Source organism: Oscillibacter sp. (genome assembly GCF_040505565.1).
Lineage (GTDB): Bacteria > Bacillota > Clostridia > Oscillospirales > Oscillospiraceae > Oscillibacter.
The window spans coordinates 83105-100251 of sequence record NZ_JBEUWZ010000011.1 but is presented as its reverse complement, the minus strand read 5'-3'; the positions used below and the strand labels follow the sequence as shown (position 1 = coordinate 100251).

Sequence of the window (17147 nt, the reverse complement as noted above, 5' to 3'; positions counted from 1 at the left end):
GTGTGCTTGACAAATATAAAGGAGATGAAAATTACACATGAGCGTAAACGCCAGAGAGGAACAGTATGAACATGTGGAGCTTTTCGGAAAACCCGCCCTCTTTACGAATTCCCGCATTGACCGCGCCACGATACCCGAAGGCTTCCACTGCTACGACCTGCGCGGCTCCGACTACGATCCCGGCAAGCCGGTGACAGTGGAAAATCAGGTTGCGGTCAATCACGCCGGCACGGTGCTGACTGCTGAGCCGGTGACCATTCCCAAGGAGGGCTTCCGCCGATTGCGCGGCAAGCTTAATTTTCTCGGTGAATGCCTGACGCTGCCGGAATTCTGCGAGGAACACGGCATCGCGCTCCCGCCCGACCACCGGAAATTCATTCTGCGCCCCGCCTCTCCTAATGAGGCGGGATTTTTTTATGCCCTGCCGGAGGAACAGGACGCGGAGCTGGGCGCCATCGGCCATGTCCGCATTGATTTTGGGCACGACGGCAATGAGTTCTGGCACACCTGGCATCCTCGCGGCGACGAGTCGCTGAACAGCCCCGAGTTCAAGACGGAACTGACAGAGCTGGTCAACGAGCTCAGGGAAACCGGCCCTCTGAAAAATCTCAGTGCCATGTACGGCTATTGCGGCAATCGCGGCGGAGAGATCGAGGGCGGCTGGCGGCAGAACTACGGCTATGTGATTGAAACCGGGCGGTACCGTTACTGCCTGCGGTGCAATCCCGGCTCCGGAGATTACCACGCCTATCTCACCGCCTTCGACCTGCGGGCGCAACGGATGAACATGAAGCAGGAATCTCCAGAACAAAAACATGGCCTCACGGAGGCTGGAAAGGAACTGCTCCGGAACGCCGCGGACAATACGCTGCCTCACAGCTACAGCTGGTTCATTTTTCAGGATTATAACACGCCCAGTGAAAAGCTCACCAGCGACCTGACGCTTCCGGAGGCGATCCAGTTATATAACGACATAGGCAGCGGCAACAAGCGGCTCGGCGTGACCAAGGACGGGATCGCCACCGTGGATCTCGCAATCACGCTGAACGGCGAACAACAGCTGTCGGAGGACTACACCCGACTCGCCAGCTTCTCCGGCGATCCGGTCATCGCGGAGGCGGCGGAAACGCTGCGCGGGGCAATCATAGAACAGACGCCCGAGCAGGGCATCACGATGGGAGGTTTATGAAATGAGACAGAACTCCGAATGGGTGAAATTCATAAAGGAACAGTATCCGCCCGGCACCCGCATCCGGCTCACGGAAATGCGCGATCCCTACGCTCCGGTGCCACCCGGCACTGAGGGAACCGTTGATTTTGTTGACGATGCCTGCGGGATACACATGCAATGGGACAACGGCCGCACCCTCGCGCTCATCCCCGGTGAGGATCGCTTTTCCGTCATTCCGCAGCCGCTTCAGACGCTGAAGCTGTACATGCCGCTCACCGTCAGAAGCTATGAGCGCAACGAATACGGCGACATGGACGATGATCCCATTGAGCTTGACGGCCGGACGGCCCTTTCCTATGAGGATCACATTCTCGCCGCCCTTCTGAAAGAACGCAGGCCGGAGGAAACGGAGCGCGGCCTTATGAAATACTACGGCGCGGACGACAGCGTAAACAGAAAGGTACGGTCTTACGTTTTCACAATAGAACGTGTTCAGGGCCAATTGATGGGGGTTGCCGAGTGCCACGTGCAGGGCGATCTGATGGCGGAGGAACTCGACCGGCTCAAGGAAACCATCATCGGTCAGGCAGCAGACGGCTTCGGGGAAGGGTTCGAGCAGCGCCCAATCAAAACCGGGGACGGCGAAATTTATGTCAGCCTGTGGAGCAGTGATAAAAGCTGGAGCATCATGACACGGGACGAGTTGGAGCAGGGCCAGCAGATGGGAGGAATGACGCTTGAATAATAAAACTATGGAGCTGGAGATCAGCCGCCCCGGCCCGTTCGGGGCAAACACTTCCGCAACCCTCGTTCTGCCTGCCATGCCCTATGAAATTCTGGACGCGCTGGACAGGGCGCGCGTGACGGATGAGCGCGTCATTTACTCCACGGAGATCCTGAGCTGTGAGCTGGACTACCTGCCGCAGTTTCTCAGCCCGAGCTCCAACCTTTATGAACTCAACCACCTGTGCAATCGTCTGGCTTCCCTCAGCGATTGGGAGTTGGACTGCTTCGAGGGCATGGTCATGATGGACGCTGTGCAAACCAGCTACGCACCCATCCCCTTGGACCGGCTCATCAACATGACCGCCAGCATGGAGCACTGCCAGATCGCCTATGAAGCGCACGACGACGAATCCCTCGGCAAATTCTACGCGGAAAACGGGTTTGTCCCGCAGCTCGACAGTGTGCCGGACAATATCTACGCCTGGCTGGACTTTGAAAAGATCGGTAAGGAGATGCGCGAGGGCGAGGGCGGCGTCTTCACTCCCCACGGTTATGTGGTACAGAACGGCATCATCGCACGGCTGTACCAAAGCGGAGAGGCCGTTCCCGCCGAGAAGCCGGATTATACCGTACTCCTTCACGTGACTAAGGGACGCTTCAACGATCCCGAATATGACAACGACCTTTCAACGCTCCTGAAGCTGCCCACCGGCGATCAGGAACTTTTTCACGCGGTGAAGGAGGTTGACGCAGCCTCCCCGGAGGAATGCGCGTTCACCGCCGTGGACTGCACCGTCCCCCGGCTGATGGAAAAGATCACTGACGAGCTGGAAGCCACGAACGGCGACTGTTACGGGCTGGTTAATGAGCTGGCCGGACAGCTCCGACACCTCGACCGGGAGGGCGGCATCCCGGTCTGCAAGGCCATGATCGCAGCGGCGCCCGATGACATCTCACTGGACGAGGCGCTCGACCTCGCGTATCAGGCCGACGAGTTTTCTCTTCTGCGGGAAGCCGCCACCCCCGCGGACTACGCGAAAACGGAGCTTGCGAAATGCTCAATCCCTCTGAAAGAAGAACTGTTTTCCGGCGATGCGGCTCTCCATCATTACGGCGAAAAGCTCATGGAGCACAACCTCGCCTCCGCCACCGATTATGGCATCCTCGTCTCCCGAAACGGCCGGACGGTGGAGCAGTGCCTGAACCGGCCCGGGCCGCAGATGGAAATGAGGTGAAAAAGATGAAAGCATATCCGTATCCCTACCCGTGGAAAGATCTTTCCGGCAGCATGGATGAAACGGCATATCTGGAACGCCGCTTTGCCGAAATGTCCGTCCGGGAACGGTATTTGCTGGAGGGTGCCGCCCGGCTTCAATCCATCGACACCGCCGCGGACATGATTAATCTGACGGAGCAGCTCGACAGCTTTTCCCTCTGCCTTGGCGCGACGGATGACGCCGCGCTCGGCGCTTATGTCGCCCGTTGCCGGGAAAGAATTCCCGAAAAACAGATACCCCTTCTTGATACGGCGCGCTGGGGACGCGACCTGCGGGAGCAGCATGACGGGGTTTTCACATCGGGCGGCTTCGTGGAGCAGACCTCTCCCCTCCGGCAGATCTACGCCGCCGGGGACTCTCTCAGCAAGCTGACGGCCGGAGACGCCGCCATGCGGCTGAAGGTTGCGTCCGCTCACTGTCCGGACGGCGTGTGGCTCATGCTCCCCGACCACGAACCCATCACCGGCGAGCCGGACGAGCGGGCCGCCGCGCGGGAAGTGCTCGGCGTGACGGGATGGGACGGCGCGGTCTTGCTGGAGGCGAAATGCTGCCTCTGGAACATCACGAACCCCGCGCGTCAGTACGCGACTCTCGAACAGCTCATCGACGCCGGAAATAACCTCGGTTACGTGCTGGAGGAACAAGAACAGGGAATGACCTGCTTCGACGAATATTTCCGGGCGGCAATGGAGCTGGAGGGCTGTACCCGGCTCGACGAGGCGCTGGACATCTCCCAAAATCTGAACTGCTATGATTTCATTCCTTCCGAGGAACATTGGAAAAAGTTCGGGCGCCGGATTGCTGAACGGGCAGGAATTATCGCTCCCAACAGCACCGCGGCCCTGTATTTCGACTATGCCTCCTACTGCAAGTCCGAGATCGAACGGCTTGGACTCAAGCGCTGCGCGGACGGATATATTGCCCGGAACGACCAAGCGTTCATCCATGAATTCAGCGAACCTGCCCCACAGGAACAGAGTTTGAGCCTGAACCTATGAAGGAGGCTGGCGACATGAGTATGATATTTTCTCTCGTCGGTCTGGAAACCAACACCGGCATCCGGGATATCGGGATCATGGGTGGCATACCGGAACTGGAGGACATCCAGAACTCCAAGGTGTACCGGGAGCTGGTGGAGGACTGCGGCGAATCGGAATACATCGCCGTCGTTGTCAAGTCCTTCCGTTATGGGCAGGGCCCACCCGAGCCCGCCTCCTCGGAAGACCTGAGCTGGATCGGGATGCATCCTGAGATTGTGAAAAACGGCGACGCGGCGGAGCTTCAGACCTCACGCTTCGCCATCCTTTATCCCGACCAGGGGATGCAGTTTCATATGTAGCGCCTTCTGATTTTAAAAGAATCGGAAGGCGCTTTTTGCGTTTCAGGGAAAAAAGCAGGTCGTCGTCAAATCGATACACAATCGCATACGGAAAACGAGAGGCGCTGTCTTTGTAAAAAGGCGGCGCCTTTTTTGTTTTCCGGGAAAGGAGCGCGCCATGCGCCAGGAAACCAAAGCAGAAGAAAAAACAGGAGCCGGAGCGACCGGCCCTCCGGAGAAACACACCGTGCCCCCTCCGCGGGATCTCCCACGCTGTGAGGGCTGCCCATATCCCCGCGTCGGCTTTATCTGCTGGAGTCCGGACGGTTCCTGCATGAAAACCGACATGGACAGATTCAGCCGCAGCCGGAAAGGCGGGTGACGCGATGAACAGCATCATCAGCTGGGTGGGCGGCAAGAAAGCGCTGCGGGATCTCATCTATCAGAAAATGCCGAAGGAGTTCGGACGGTATATCGAAGTCTTCGGCGGCGGAGGCTGGGTGCTGTTCGGACGAACACCCGACGCCGCCATGGAGGTCTACAACGACTTCAATTCCGACCTTGCCAACCTGTTCCGCTGCGTCCGCGACCAGCCGATGGCGTTCCTGAAGGAGTTGGGTTTCCTGCCGCTGAACGGCCGGGATGAATTCTTTGTGCTGAGAAAATTTCTGGAGCAGGAGGAATTCACCGACGCGTTTATGCGCCAGGAGCTGGAGCTTGCCCAGCGGGAGCTGACGCCCGTCCAGTTCGACGAGATCAAGGCGATTCTTTTGGAAAGAGCCGAGATGAACAATATCCGGCGGGCCGCCGCGTTTTTCAAGGTGATCCGCTACAGCTACGGAAGCGGCTGCACCAGCTACGGCTGTCAGCCTTTCGATATCCGTAAGACTTTCGATCTCATTTGGCAGGGCAGCCGGAGGCTAAAAGATACGGTCATAGAGAACAAGGATTTTGAAGAACTCATCAAGCAGTACGACCGGGAAAACGCTTTCATCTATTGCGACCCGCCGTACTATCTGACGGAAGGCCACTACGCCGTGGAATTCCGCAGAGAGGATCACTTCCGGCTGCGGGACACCCTGAAGGGCTGCCAAGGCAAATTTTTAGTCAGCTACAACGACTGCGAATTCATCCGGGAGCTGTACCAGGATTTCCGGATCGAAACGGTCAGCCGCCTGAACAATTTGGCGCAGCGGTACGACAGCGGCTGCGAGTACGCCGAAGTCCTGATCTCCAACTACGACACCGGCGAACGCCTGCGGGACTTGCCGATCCAGCTGGGGCTTTTCGATACCGCCGGGCTTACCGCGTGAAATCGACCCAAATATATTTTAGGAGGAAACCAATATGAAGCTTTTGAAAGTGTCCGCAAATGTGGACAAGGAGGGCCGCCTGGTTCTGCCCATGGAGTCCGTGAAACTCGAAGGGTTCCGGCCCGGCGACGAGGTGTTCGCTCTTCTGGCCGTCCCGGAGGACGAAGAATTTCCCGGCCTGATGATGCTGGCCGCGCCGAAGGATTCGGCCATGTCTTTCTTCACACAGGACTGCGGCGGCGATGAGGACGGAGAAAGCGCTGAGGAAGCGGACGATTTCGCCCTGCCGCACGATCTCCTGCGGGCCGCGGGCATCCCCATCGACGGGGATCTGGACGTCACCTGCGTCCCCGGCGCCATTATCATCCGGGAATCGGACGTCCTCGACCGCCTGCCGGACGGTCTCCGGGAGATATTCCGGTCCTTCGGCATCCATCCCGACACCGTGCGGGAGGTTATGAAAAAGGAGGGTTACTTCGCATGAAAGCAAAGCAGATGTATAAGGTCGTGGACGGCAAGGGCCGTGTCCTCATTCCAAGAGAGCTCCGCGCCGCATCCGGTATGGATTACGGCGACATCGTCCGGCTTGGCGTCAGCCAGGGAGCCGTCAACGTGAAAAAGGTGGATCTCATCGAGGTTGGCGACCAGTCTCCGGAGGCGGTGGAAGCCTTCATCTACGCCGCGATCCGGGACATGCCAGAGGAAAAAAAGATCGCCATAGCCGCGAAGCTGCTGGAACAGCTTCAGGGCGGGAAGGAGCCGCTTCGTGTCAACTGAAAAATCGCGGTACGGGCCCGAGGACTGCGTCCGGACCGGAACCGGCATGTTTATCGCCGGTTTCGTGGCCGTCATCGATCCGGATGCTCTGCCGGAAGACCAGCGCGGCGTCCGCCAGCTCCTGTTCTGCGAAGGCGGGGCAGGCAGCTTCCCAAACGCGGCCGACGACGCCGTGCGCGCCGTGTCCCTCTCAAACGGAGAATGCGTCATCAGAAAGCGCGGTGAGCTTCTCGGCCTGTTAAAGCCCGAACTGCTTCCCGACCGCGCGCGGCTCCAGCTCTCGCAGATTCGTCCTCTGGATTCGGAGATTCCGAAGAAACCGGAGTTTTTCGGCTACTGCTTCCTGCCGGACGGCCGGTACGCTTCAGGTGTCCCACTTGCGAATGATCTGGAGGTCCGGGAGTACATCGATATCCAGAGCCGCTACCAGCACCGCCTCATGATCTGTGACCGGGAGGATTGCTGCGTTTTTGATATGCGGGAGGGCAAGCTCATTTTCCCGACGAGGGAAGCTCTGGACGTACAGCGTCCGGAGTCTGACAGCGGCATGGAACTGAAATTATGAACCATATGCCGGGAAAGGAGGAACCCCCATGGACGGCATTCAGGTGAAAAACAACCGCATCCTGTACTATGGCAACACCGCGGGATATCTTGACGCAAAGCGGAACAAGGCGGTCGTCGACCCCATGTTCCGCACCGACGAAATGGAGTCTTATCTCTCGGAACAGAAAGGGCTCTCGGTGGAATGGGCGTCCGGTACCTATGACCGTCTCACGTCCGGCATCTCCGATACGGAGGGCAACCCGCAAGTGCTGAAAAAGTGCCGGATTCATCAGCTGAAGCCAGACGCCGACGTCATGATGAAATTCATCGGCTACGACGAGCTAACGGAACGCTTCGGGGAGCCGGACCCGGAAAATTATGAGGTAGTATACGACGGTGAGGTAAGTACCAACGATCTCGAAGCGCTCTATGAGAAATTCAACATCGACCACCCGCCCGGCTATAAGGGCCACAGCCTCTCGATCTCGGACGTGGTGGAGTTGTACGACGTGTCCGGCAGCACCTTTCACTATGTAGATCGCTTCGGGTTTAAAGAGATTGGCTTTCAACAACCTGGACAGGAAATGTGTCAGGGGCCCGCCATGAGCCCTTAAAAGATTCTCAAGGATTTTATCACATATGGAGGTGTGATATGCAAAAAAGGATTTTGATGATTGTCCTATTCATTCTTTTGCTCGTGGCAATCGGTATCACTTTTTCTTTTTGCCATGCCGGGACACCGAATGGCAGCCCATCCCCATCCAGCCAATCGGCCCCTTCTTCGCTCGATGATAACGGCAATGCCTTACCGGGCGGGTACGTTCCCAAATCCCGGCAGGAGATCCTATCCGAGCTGCGGGAGAAGGAGGTCGTAGTCACCGACAAAGTAAGCGAACAGATCGCTTTTTCAAGCGGTGGAAAGGGCACAGTCGGGACATGGACGGTGGAAAACCCGGCATCCAACAAGGTAATTGAGCAGTGCGCTGTCATACTGAACGGGCAGACTGTCGCAACGTCGGTGCCAATTTATCCAGGTCAGCACATTGAACAGATTACGCTCTCCCAGAAGGTGGCCCCCGGTACTTACGACGTCATCGCAAATATCAAATATTACAGCACGGATACCAAGTCACTGCTCGGCCAGGCGGATTACCGCCTTAAGCTCACCGTTTCATAATGAGTCGGAATTTCGGCTTACAATCAGATTTATAAGGAGGATTCCCCATGAAAAAAGGTATCAAGAAACTGCTGGCGGGTATTGTCACCCTTACTATGCTCACCCTCGCGGCGGTTCCGGCGTTTGCTGCGACCACCACAACCGATTCGGGCACCGGCAGCGTCACCGGCAACGTGACGATCAACGGCTCCATTTCACCGCTGACTATCAGCGTGACGCATCCGATCAACGTGGCATACGCCATCAGCCCCGACGCCGGCACGTTCACCTCGCCGGACATTGGGATCACCAATAATACCAAAACGGCGGTCAATGTTACCGTTCAGTCCCTCACCGCAGCATCCGGCGGTACACTGACCTTTACCGATGTCGATCCTGCGGCGAAAAGCTGGAATACGCTGAACAACGCAGATTCCAAGAAATACATCGCGCTCGGCGTGAAGGCAAAGGACTCCATCGGCTGGAACTCCGGTTACAGCACCGCCACCCATTGGGCGACCACCCCGTCGTCGCTGCTGGTCGGATCGCTGAACCCTGCCACGACCGGAACCTTGACGCTTACGGCGGATTACGGCCTTGCCTTTGACGCGGCCTACACCGCAAACCACAGCCTCGTGTTCCTGTTCCAGCTCACATAACCGATAACGGACAGGCTGCCGGAAGCACATCGCTTCCGGCTATCTGCCCCCCGGAAAGGAGGTCAAACTCTTCATGCATCACTTAAAGCGCCTGCTCTTCGTCCCGTTTCTTTCGCTCGCGCTGCTGTTTTCCTTCGCCGCGCCCGGCGTGACGGCTTCGGCCGCGACAGCGTTGACCCTTTCCGCTTCGCCCAACGCGTCCGGCAACTATGTCGCGCTCAGCTGGACCAACAGCGACAAAAACCAGCCGTACAGCTATATGCTCTACAGCAAGTCCTCCCACGAATCCACGTTTCAGAGCATCCCCTCCAAAAGCAGCGTGAAGGTGCTGAACATTTACCCCGACGTGACGTCCACCGTAACTTTTACAACATGGACGGGACAAAACTACACCCTGCCGAAGTCGGCGTCACTTAAAATGTGGATGGAGACTCCAAACCAATACGACTCCAAAGGTTACGGCAAGGGTTTAATTTCAGTCGATACCGTGTCCATCACCAGTTATAACGCCAATCCGAACGCATACCTGAAGAATTCGGGTGGCTCGTATAAGTACGATACCCTCTATTTTGGAGCATGGGATGCCTTTGCCAGCGAGGATCTTTCGGCTGCGGCGGAAACCGCTACCGACACTTTCATCAAAACCGGCAGAGGTGTGCTGTTCGGGCACGATACTATGGTAGACAACAGTGGCATCTCCATGCCGAATTTCTTTAAATTGGCCCATTACTGCGACATTCAGACCATCAGCAATTACACAGTGCTTGGCAACACGCAGATCAAGGTTTTGAAAAAAGGCTTGCTCACCAACTATCCATGGCAGATCGGAGACGTCGGCACGGTGCTGAATGTACCGCTTTCTCACTCCAACCAGATGGCCTTCGGCGATATATGGATGACCTACCAGCAGCCTTTTACTTATCCAAACAGCGCTCTGGTCACCTCGGGCATGGGCACCAACAATTTCTACCTCACCAGCTGGAGCAATGCCGCCATGATCCAGACGGGGCACAGCAATGGCGATGCCACCCCTGACGAGCAAAAAGTGACGGCTAACACGCTCTTCTATTTGAGCCAGATCACTACGGATACTTCGTGGAACGATCACAAGGGGCAGGATCTGGATTCACCGGACGCACCGGCGATATTGGGTGTCACCCACAATGCTGGCCGGACGCAGTACACGATCAGCTATTCATCGCAGGACAATGCCACTGGTTATCAGTATTATGTGGAAAGCACAGGCGAAAACGATGGTGCGAAATACAGTTCGTCCACCATCAGCACCAGTATAGAAAGCGGCATGCGGGGATATTCAGTTTCCGTAGACAATAACCCTTCAGGCATTCCAAACGGTATGGTTACCACTACGATGGGAAGTTACACTTTTGCACGGCCCTCCGGCAGCGGCTTCTATATTCACGTCGAGGCAATTGATGCGTCCGGAAACATCTCTCCGGTGACGACCTACCATGTGGACGAGTTAGTTTCCATTACGCACCCGGTCAGCGTCGGCTATGTGATCGATCCCAACAGCGTGGCTCCTTTTACGGCACCGGATGTCCAGATTATCAATAATTCCACGATTCCCATCCGGGTCTCGGTTCAGAACCTTTCCGCGACCGCAGGCGGTTCGCTCACGCTGAACGATGTGCCGCCGTCCAAGTATGCGGACTGGAGCAAGCTGACATCCGCGCAGACCAAGTCGGATATCGCCTTCGGGCTGGTGATCAGGGAAACCGTAACCGGAAGCGGCACATGGTCGGAGATCAACCGGACAACCCCGCTTTATGCCTCAGATATAACAGGCAAAACTCCAATTGGCATATTGAACCCCAATGGTGCCACAGGGACACTGGTGCTTACGGCGAAATACGGGCTTGCCTGGGATAAAGCATACACCTCGGTTCATGCTCTTACGCTATTTTTTGACCTTACAGACTGAAAATACTTCTCGGCTGTTTGGCCGCATCCATCTTGGACGTGGTGGAGCTGTACGATGCGTCAGGCAGCGCCTTTCACTATGTCGACCGCTTCGGCTTCAAGGAAATTGCGTTTCAGGCGCCGGAGCAGGAACAGCGGCAGGGCCCGCAGATGAGCCTGTGACCCACGGCAGCCGAACGGCTGCTTTTTTATTTCACAGCAAGGAGGATTTACCAATGTCAGATGAGTTTCCGATTATCTACCCCTATTCTTGCGAGGAAGCAAGAAGCCGGAACCAGATCTCCCAGTGGCGTGAGAGCCACAGGGAGAATATCGCGTGCAAAAACGCCATTGAGGAAGCGATCCGCAGGGATTTTGACGGGATGCACCTCAAGGCTGAATGCGCACAGAGCGTGATCGAACAATACGGCTTCAAACGCGTTCAGCGGGTGCTGGCAAACACCGTACAGCAGAAATCATGGGACGGGCGCTTTTCCCATGACAACAAAGCCTGGGCAAAAAGCGTGTACATCCCGCCCGATAAGAACAGCCTTACAGACCACAATCTGGAGTATGTGGCGGAAAGCCACCCCGCCGTGCTGGATGGCTTCATCAATCAGTACCGCCGCGCGTATCAGGCGCTGGAACTGTTCGGCCCCGGCCAATGCGAGCCGGACTCCGATAAGCTGAGCTACGAAGGCCGCGTTCTGGTGCTGTCGCCGGACATTTTGAAGGAGAACAGCTGGAGCCAGCAGAATCAGCTCTGGCTGGCGACCGGCGGCTTCGGCTGCGCCCCCAATTCTTCCGGCCGGGCGGTGTTCGCCACCTGCCTGAACGATGGAGAAAAAACGCGCTGGAACCGCGCTGACTTTACCGGCGTTCTGCAAGAGCAGCTTCTGCCCGATTGGGCGAAGGAAAAGTTCTCGGAGCTTCAGGAGCAGCAACCGTCCGAAGGCATGGGCGGCATGAAGATGGAATGATCACAGACACAAAAATCTGAAGGAGGAAACGATCATGAGTAAAAACCAGGCAGCCGAAAAAGCCCCGCAGACGGCGCAGAGCGCCGCGGAACAGCCCATGCCGATGAAAGTAGACGTGAAAATCGGCTCCATCCGGCCGGAGGGCAGCGTCCGGGCCTTCGCGTCCATCAACCTGAACGACTGCTTCGCCATCCGGAACGTCAAGGTCGTGGACAGCACCAAGGGCCTGTTCGTCGCCATGCCCAGCTACAAAGCGGGCAACGGCGAGTACAAGGACATCTGTTTTCCGGTGACCAAGGAATTCCGGGAGCAGCTCAATCAGGCGGTGCTGGACGCCTATCATCAGGTTCTCACGCAGAGCCAGAACCAGGGACAGACCCAGCAGAGGGCGGCAACGCCCCCTTTTGAACAGGCACCGGAGCAGGGTTCCGGTATGAAGATGGCGGGGCTGTGAGGCCCCGCTTTTGCTATGAAAAAACATATTGGAGGTAAAGCGAAATGAAGAAATTTCTGAGCAACACAAAGAACGGCCTGGTTTCCATGGCGAGGCGCGCGAAACGCGGCCTTAAAAGTATGGCAGACAAGGCCAGATATGAGCTGACCATGTTCTACCTGAATTCCCGCGGCCTGCTTCGCTCCCAGAGCGGCGAAGGCTACGTGGACACGGCCATCAAAATCCTCATCGCGGTCGTCATCGGGGCGTTGCTGCTGGCGGGCCTCTACGCTCTGTTCGGGGAAACGGTGCTGCCGACCCTGAAGAAACGCATTCAGGACATGTTCAACTATGGCGGTTAACGGTCCGCTTCTTCTGCAGGCGGTCAGCTTCACCATTCTGCTGACCGCCGCGGCGGTGTGCGATATCCGCAGGCGAATCGTTCCGAATCTGCTCTGCGCGGGGATCGCCCTGACGAGCCTTCTCGCGTTTGAACCGGAAAATCTCGCCGGAGCGCTCATCGCAGTGATCCCGCTGGTGATCGCCCGGTTTTTCGGCGGTATTGAGGGCGGGGACATCAAGCTCATGGCGGTGTCCGGGTTGGTGCTGGGTTTCCGACAGAGCCTTGCCGCCGCCATTCTCGGCTTCACCGCGTTTGCGGTGATTTCCGGCATTTACACGTTAATCGGGAAGGTGCGCGGAAGGGATACGGAAAGAATGCCGCATCCCCTCGCGCCCTTTCTCTCTCTCGGCTGTCTTGCAGCCTATTTTCTTTTCTGATGGGAGGAAATACTCATGAAATTTTTAAAAAACCGCACGGTGCTGGGCGCTGTCTGCATCGTGCTTTCCTTGCTGATCTGTTTCGCGCTGACGCCGCTTTTCAATCAGAGCGTGTCGCGAAAGACCACCGTGGTAAGAGTGGTTAAGGACATCCAGAGCGGAGAGCAGATCACCAAGGACATGGTCCAGACTGTGGAGGTGGGCGGCTACAACCTGCCTGAAGCCGTCATGAAAAAAGCCGATTCCGTGGTCGGCAAATACGCCAAAGCCGACCTTGCTCCCGGCGATTATGTCCTTTCCGCCAAGCTGTCGGATGCTCCGGCAGTGGAAAACGCCTATCTGTCCAGCCTGAACGGGACAAAGGAGGCCATCTCCGTCAGCATCAAGAACCTTGCGGAGGGGCTGTCCGGAAAGCTGGCGTCGGGCGACATCGTCAGCGTCATCGCCCCGGACTACAAAAAGCAGGGCTCCACGGTCATCCCGCCCGAGCTGACCTATGTGGAGGTCATCGGCGTGACAGCCAGTTCCGGCAATGACACCGATCAGACCAAGACTGAGTCCGGCAAATCCGACAGCGAGGACGAGGAAAAGCAGCTCCCCGCCACCGTGACCCTGCTGGCAACCTCGGATCAGGCGAAGATCCTGGCGGAGCTGGAGTCGGAGGGCAGCATCCATCTATCCCTTGTCTACCGGGGCAGCAAAGACAAGGCCGATGAATTTCTAGCGACGCAGGACAAGCTGCTGGATGCGTTATATCCGAAAAGCGCAGGCAGTTCCAGCGGAACAGGCACCGGTACGAATGCCCCCGCCGCGAGCTCCGAGGCGCCGGAAAGCGAGGGGAAATAAATGCTCAATTTCATGAAGGGGAGCATCTTCACCCGAAATAAACCGGCCCCTCCCCAGGAGGAAGCGGAGCCGGACATCCGGATGCTGGCGGTCTGGGGCAGCCCCGGCAGCGGCAAAACCACCGTCAGCGTGCGCCTCGCCAAATATCTGGCCGACCACAAGCGCGACGTGGCGCTGCTTCTGTGCGACATGACGGCTCCCATGCTGCCCTGCGTCTGTCCGCCCGCCGAGCTGGAGTGTGAACGCTCCCTCGGCAGTATTCTCGCGGCAGCCCATATCACCGACACCCTCGTCAGGCAGAACTGCGTCACCTTGAAAAAGACGAGCCACCTGACCATCATCGGCATGCTCAAGGGCGAAAATGTGTTCACCTATCCGCCCTATACCCAAGAGCTGGCGGCCGAGCTTCTGGACCACCTGCGCGACGTCGCCCCGACCGTCATCGTCGACTGCGGCAGCTATATCGCCCACGACGTCCTCTCGGCGGTGGCCCTGCTGTCGGCCGACTCCGTTCTCCGGCTGGTGAACTGCGACTTGAAGTCCGTCAGCTACCTTTCCAGCCAGCTTCCGCTCCTGAAAGAGCAGAAATGGGACGCTGACAAGCAATACAAGGCGGCCTCCGACATCAAATCCAATCAGGCCGGGGAGCACATCGAGCAGGTGCTGGGCAGCGTGGCGTTTCAGATTCCGCATTCCTCCGAGCTGGAAAATCTGGCGCTGGAGGGGAACCTGCTGGGTGAGCTGGCCCTCAAGGACAGCCGGGGGTTCCGCTCGGAGATTGCCAAAATCGCAAAGGAGGTGTTCGGCGTATGAGCAGAAGGCCCGATCTTTTAGCTTCCCAAAACATGACGGACAGCCAGGATCTGTTCTTCTCCTCCGGGGAAACAGTTCGGGATTTCCGTTCGGTGCTGCGCGACGTGCAGGAGTACATTTCCAGTAAATACGCGACGCTGATCACGGACGGCGGAACCGAGGAAGTCAAGGCGCAGGTCAAGCGGTATATCGCAAAATATGTGCAGGATTACCGCCTGACGGTGCAGGGCATGACACAGGAGCAGCTTGTGGATGCGCTTTATACCGAGATGGCGGAGTTCTCGTTTCTGACCAAATACATCTTCGGAACGGGCATCGAGGAAATTGATGTGAACGCCTGGAACGACGTGGAGGTGCAGTACAGCAGCGGCATCACGAAAAAGCTGGACGAGCGATTCGACAGCCCGGAACACGCCGTCAACGTCGTTCGCCGGATGCTCCATGTGTCCGGCATGGTGCTGGATAACGCCAGCCCCGCCGTGCTGGGACATCTGTCGAAGAACATCCGCATCGCGGCGCTGAAAACGCCGCTTGTGGACGAGGACGTGGGCGTATCGGCGTCCATCCGTATCGTCAACCCGCAGTCCATGAAAAAACAGGACTTCATAAACGGCGGCACCGCCACTGGGCCGATGCTGGATTTTCTCTCAGAATGCCTGCGTTACGGCGTTTCCACCTGCGTCGCCGGGGCCACCAGCTCCGGCAAGACCACGCTGGCGGGCTGGCTTCTGACCACCGTGCCGGACAACAAACGAATCTTTACCATTGAAAACGGCTCCCGCGAGCTGTCTCTGGTGCGGCAGGAAAATGGGAAGGTGGTCAACAGCGTCATCCACACCCTGACCCGCGACAGCGAGAACGAGCGTCAGCGGATCACGCAGACCAGCCTGCTGGATATGTCTCTCCGCTTCAACCCAGATTTGATCGTGGTTGGCGAGATGCGCGGCTCCGAGGCTTACGCGGCGCTGGAAGCCGCCCTGACCGGCATCGGCGTTCTGACCACCATCCACGCAACCTCCTGCGACGCGGCCTACCGCAGAATGGTCGCGCTGTGCAAGCGCGCCGTGGACATGTCGGATGAAACGCTCATGGCCTACGTCACGGAAGCCTATCCGCTGGTGGCCTTCTGCAAGCAGCTGGAGAACAAACAGCGCCGCATCATGGAGATCATGGAGTGCGAGATCCTGCCGGACGGCACAAGAAGCTTCCGCCCGCTTTTCCGGTACCATATTTCCGAGAACCGCATGGAGCAGGGCAAATTCATCATTACCGGCGAGCACGGCAGCGTGCAGCCGATCTCGGAAAGCCTGCAGAGGCGGCTCCTCGAAAACGGGATGCCGCAGGCTACCCTGAACCGCATCCTTTCCATGGGAGGTGAGGCGGCGTGAACGCCATTCTTCTGATTGCCTGCGTCGGCATGATCGCCGGCGCTTTTTTACTGCTCGGAATCTCTCCGCTGGGGTTTGCCGACGGGCTGTTCGGGTTTCTGACCCGGAGGAACAAAAGTCTCCGCGCGGAGATCGACGAGGCCGCGCGGCGCAAAAAGGCGTCCTTTTTCCGCAGGGAAATCTCGGAGGTACAGGAAATCCTCAAGATCACCGGCCGGAGCGGACGGTTTTCCCTTGTCTGCGCGGCGTCCCTGCTGTGCTTTGCCGTGGGCGCGGCCTTCGCCATCCTGCTCGGAAACGTGTTCCTTCTGCCGGTGATGGCCATAGGGATGATGTTTATTCCGCTCTGGTATGTCCGCCTGACCGCAGGCCACTACAAAAAGGCCGTCGCGTCTGAGCTGGAAACGGCTCTGTCGATCATTACCACGGCCTACCTGCGCAATGAGGACATCGTGTCGGCGGTGGAGGAAAGCATCGCATATCTGAACCCACCCGTGAAAAGCGTGTTTGCAGGTTTTCTCACGCAGGTGAAGCTTATCAGCCCGGATGTGGAGGCGGCGCTTCATGACATGAAGCCGAAAATCGAAAACGACGTCTTTCACGAATGGTGCGACGCGCTTGCCGCCTGCCAGTATGACCGGAGCCTGAAGACCACTCTGACGCCCATCGTCAGTAAGCTGTCCGACATGCGCATCGTCAATGCCGAGCTGGAATATCTGGTGTTTGAGCCGAGGAAGGAATTCATTGTCATGGCGATGCTGGTGGCCGGAAACATTCCTATCATGCGCCTGTTAAATAAGGATTGGTACTATACCCTGATGCACACGCCGGCGGGACAGATCACTCTTGCGGTGTGCGCGGCCGCCATTTTTATCTCCACGGCTTTTGTCATTAAGCTGACGAAGCCCATCGAGTACAGAAGATAAGGTGCGCACAATTTCTGCGGAAATTGCATGGTTCGCTGTGCTCACGGCGCACCTCACGGGCGGGACCAGTCCCCCCGTGTGCCCCCTTGCTCTCCGAGGGGGATTTTTACAGTAA

21 protein-coding genes and 1 pseudogene are annotated in these 17147 nt (G+C 57.6%); all 22 read left to right on the top strand.

The window, feature by feature from the left end:
* Positions 1 to 37 precede the first annotated feature (37 nt).
* A complete protein-coding gene (locus ABWQ15_RS05510; RefSeq protein WP_187034864.1) occupies positions 38 to 1189 on the top strand; it encodes an LPD28 domain-containing protein in 1152 nt (383 codons plus the stop codon).
* Position 1190: 1 nt separating this feature from the next.
* Positions 1191 to 1916 (top strand): DUF4314 domain-containing protein, encoded by a 726-nt coding sequence (locus tag ABWQ15_RS05505; protein ID WP_187034866.1) that lies wholly within the window; start codon positions 1191 to 1193, stop codon positions 1914 to 1916.
* Positions 1909 to 3132, top strand: a complete 1224-nt coding sequence (locus tag ABWQ15_RS05500; RefSeq protein WP_330601015.1) for an antirestriction protein ArdA — start codon at positions 1909 to 1911, stop codon at positions 3130 to 3132. Before ABWQ15_RS05505 ends, ABWQ15_RS05500 begins: the two co-directional genes overlap by 8 nt.
* 5 nt (positions 3133 to 3137) lie before the next feature.
* Positions 3138 to 4172 (top strand): hypothetical protein, encoded by a 1035-nt coding sequence (locus ABWQ15_RS05495; RefSeq protein WP_187034868.1) that lies wholly within the window; start codon positions 3138 to 3140, stop codon positions 4170 to 4172.
* Between the two features lie 14 nt (positions 4173 to 4186).
* Entirely contained in the window at positions 4187 to 4513 is a 327-nt protein-coding gene (locus tag ABWQ15_RS05490) for a hypothetical protein (protein WP_187034870.1), read from the top strand.
* A gap of 365 nt (positions 4514 to 4878) precedes the next feature.
* Positions 4879 to 5805 (top strand): DNA adenine methylase, encoded by a 927-nt coding sequence (locus tag ABWQ15_RS05480; RefSeq protein WP_187034874.1) that lies wholly within the window; start codon positions 4879 to 4881, stop codon positions 5803 to 5805.
* Between the two features lie 34 nt (positions 5806 to 5839).
* On the top strand, positions 5840 to 6289 hold the full coding sequence (locus ABWQ15_RS05475) for a hypothetical protein (protein WP_187034876.1): 450 nt from the start codon (positions 5840 to 5842) through the stop codon (positions 6287 to 6289).
* Positions 6286 to 6582 carry an AbrB/MazE/SpoVT family DNA-binding domain-containing protein gene (locus ABWQ15_RS05470; RefSeq protein ID WP_187034878.1) on the top strand — a complete coding sequence of 99 codons (297 nt, stop codon included), beginning with the start codon at positions 6286 to 6288 and terminating at the stop codon, positions 6580 to 6582. The genes ABWQ15_RS05475 and ABWQ15_RS05470 overlap by 4 nt, the downstream gene beginning before the upstream one ends.
* The gene (locus ABWQ15_RS05465; RefSeq protein WP_228724974.1) at positions 6572 to 7147 is read left to right on the top strand and encodes a hypothetical protein; all 576 of its coding nucleotides are present in this window, start codon (positions 6572 to 6574) and stop codon (positions 7145 to 7147) included. Before ABWQ15_RS05470 ends, ABWQ15_RS05465 begins: the two co-directional genes overlap by 11 nt.
* Before the next feature lie 28 nt (positions 7148 to 7175).
* Positions 7176 to 7742, top strand: a complete 567-nt coding sequence (locus ABWQ15_RS05460) for a YodL domain-containing protein (protein ID WP_187034880.1) — start codon at positions 7176 to 7178, stop codon at positions 7740 to 7742.
* Positions 7743 to 7780: 38 nt separating this feature from the next.
* Positions 7781 to 8305 (top strand): hypothetical protein, encoded by a 525-nt coding sequence (locus ABWQ15_RS05455; RefSeq protein WP_187034882.1) that lies wholly within the window; start codon positions 7781 to 7783, stop codon positions 8303 to 8305.
* A 47-nt stretch (positions 8306 to 8352) separates the two neighbouring features.
* Positions 8353 to 8943 carry a hypothetical protein gene (locus tag ABWQ15_RS05450; protein WP_187034884.1) on the top strand — a complete coding sequence of 197 codons (591 nt, stop codon included), beginning with the start codon at positions 8353 to 8355 and terminating at the stop codon, positions 8941 to 8943.
* 73 nt (positions 8944 to 9016) lie between these two features.
* Complete coding sequence (locus tag ABWQ15_RS05445; RefSeq protein ID WP_187034885.1) at positions 9017 to 10888, top strand: DUF5057 domain-containing protein; 1872 nt, start codon at positions 9017 to 9019, stop codon at positions 10886 to 10888.
* 26 nt (positions 10889 to 10914) lie between these two features.
* A pseudogene (locus ABWQ15_RS05440) lies at positions 10915 to 11049 on the top strand (YodL domain-containing protein); the annotation flags it as partial.
* Positions 11050 to 11102: 53 nt separating this feature from the next.
* The gene (locus ABWQ15_RS05435; RefSeq protein WP_187034887.1) at positions 11103 to 11846 is read left to right on the top strand and encodes a DUF3849 domain-containing protein; all 744 of its coding nucleotides are present in this window, start codon (positions 11103 to 11105) and stop codon (positions 11844 to 11846) included.
* A 34-nt stretch (positions 11847 to 11880) separates the two neighbouring features.
* Positions 11881 to 12300, top strand: coding sequence for a SpoVG family protein (locus tag ABWQ15_RS05430; RefSeq protein ID WP_187034889.1), 420 nt, complete (start codon positions 11881 to 11883; stop codon positions 12298 to 12300).
* A 119-nt stretch (positions 12301 to 12419) separates the two neighbouring features.
* Positions 12420 to 12641 (top strand): DUF6133 family protein, encoded by a 222-nt coding sequence (locus ABWQ15_RS05425; RefSeq protein ID WP_187038135.1) that lies wholly within the window; start codon positions 12420 to 12422, stop codon positions 12639 to 12641.
* On the top strand, positions 12631 to 13059 hold the full coding sequence (locus tag ABWQ15_RS05420) for a prepilin peptidase (RefSeq protein WP_353907757.1): 429 nt from the start codon (positions 12631 to 12633) through the stop codon (positions 13057 to 13059). Before ABWQ15_RS05425 ends, ABWQ15_RS05420 begins: the two co-directional genes overlap by 11 nt.
* A 15-nt stretch (positions 13060 to 13074) precedes the next feature.
* Complete coding sequence (gene cpaB, locus ABWQ15_RS05415) at positions 13075 to 13905, top strand: Flp pilus assembly protein CpaB (protein WP_187034893.1); 831 nt, start codon at positions 13075 to 13077, stop codon at positions 13903 to 13905.
* The gene (locus ABWQ15_RS05410; protein WP_187034895.1) at positions 13906 to 14718 is read left to right on the top strand and encodes a nucleotide-binding protein; all 813 of its coding nucleotides are present in this window, start codon (positions 13906 to 13908) and stop codon (positions 14716 to 14718) included.
* Positions 14715 to 16106, top strand: a complete 1392-nt coding sequence (locus tag ABWQ15_RS05405; protein WP_228724975.1) for a CpaF/VirB11 family protein — start codon at positions 14715 to 14717, stop codon at positions 16104 to 16106. The genes ABWQ15_RS05410 and ABWQ15_RS05405 overlap by 4 nt, the downstream gene beginning before the upstream one ends.
* Complete coding sequence (locus tag ABWQ15_RS05400; protein ID WP_187034897.1) at positions 16103 to 17032, top strand: type II secretion system F family protein; 930 nt, start codon at positions 16103 to 16105, stop codon at positions 17030 to 17032. The genes ABWQ15_RS05405 and ABWQ15_RS05400 overlap by 4 nt, the downstream gene beginning before the upstream one ends.
* The last annotated feature ends 115 nt before the right edge of the window (positions 17033 to 17147 follow it).

Excerpts from the sequence above, each read along its gene's own strand:
- ABWQ15_RS05495 (WP_187034868.1), top strand. The coding sequence starts at position 3,138 with ATGAAAGCATATCCGTATCCCTACCCGTGGAAAGATCTTTCCGGCAGC.
- ABWQ15_RS05430 (WP_187034889.1), top strand. The coding sequence starts at position 11,881 with ATGAGTAAAAACCAGGCAGCCGAAAAAGCCCCGCAGACGGCGCAGAGC.
- ABWQ15_RS05480 (WP_187034874.1), top strand. The coding sequence starts at position 4,879 with ATGAACAGCATCATCAGCTGGGTGGGCGGCAAGAAAGCGCTGCGGGAT.
- ABWQ15_RS05425 (WP_187038135.1), top strand. The coding sequence starts at position 12,420 with ATGGCAGACAAGGCCAGATATGAGCTGACCATGTTCTACCTGAATTCC.
- ABWQ15_RS05410 (WP_187034895.1), top strand. The coding sequence starts at position 13,906 with ATGCTCAATTTCATGAAGGGGAGCATCTTCACCCGAAATAAACCGGCC.
- ABWQ15_RS05505 (WP_187034866.1), top strand. The coding sequence starts at position 1,191 with ATGAGACAGAACTCCGAATGGGTGAAATTCATAAAGGAACAGTATCCG.
- ABWQ15_RS05475 (WP_187034876.1), top strand. The coding sequence starts at position 5,840 with ATGAAGCTTTTGAAAGTGTCCGCAAATGTGGACAAGGAGGGCCGCCTG.
- ABWQ15_RS05490 (WP_187034870.1), top strand. The coding sequence starts at position 4,187 with ATGAGTATGATATTTTCTCTCGTCGGTCTGGAAACCAACACCGGCATC.
- ABWQ15_RS05435 (WP_187034887.1), top strand. The coding sequence starts at position 11,103 with ATGTCAGATGAGTTTCCGATTATCTACCCCTATTCTTGCGAGGAAGCA.
- cpaB (WP_187034893.1), top strand. The coding sequence starts at position 13,075 with ATGAAATTTTTAAAAAACCGCACGGTGCTGGGCGCTGTCTGCATCGTG.
- ABWQ15_RS05510 (WP_187034864.1), top strand. The coding sequence starts at position 38 with ATGAGCGTAAACGCCAGAGAGGAACAGTATGAACATGTGGAGCTTTTC.
- ABWQ15_RS05455 (WP_187034882.1), top strand. The coding sequence starts at position 7,781 with ATGCAAAAAAGGATTTTGATGATTGTCCTATTCATTCTTTTGCTCGTG.
- ABWQ15_RS05450 (WP_187034884.1), top strand. The coding sequence starts at position 8,353 with ATGAAAAAAGGTATCAAGAAACTGCTGGCGGGTATTGTCACCCTTACT.
- ABWQ15_RS05460 (WP_187034880.1), top strand. The coding sequence starts at position 7,176 with ATGGACGGCATTCAGGTGAAAAACAACCGCATCCTGTACTATGGCAAC.
- ABWQ15_RS05470 (WP_187034878.1), top strand. The coding sequence starts at position 6,286 with ATGAAAGCAAAGCAGATGTATAAGGTCGTGGACGGCAAGGGCCGTGTC.
- ABWQ15_RS05405 (WP_228724975.1), top strand. The coding sequence starts at position 14,715 with ATGAGCAGAAGGCCCGATCTTTTAGCTTCCCAAAACATGACGGACAGC.
- ABWQ15_RS05445 (WP_187034885.1), top strand. The coding sequence starts at position 9,017 with ATGCATCACTTAAAGCGCCTGCTCTTCGTCCCGTTTCTTTCGCTCGCG.
- ABWQ15_RS05420 (WP_353907757.1), top strand. The coding sequence starts at position 12,631 with ATGGCGGTTAACGGTCCGCTTCTTCTGCAGGCGGTCAGCTTCACCATT.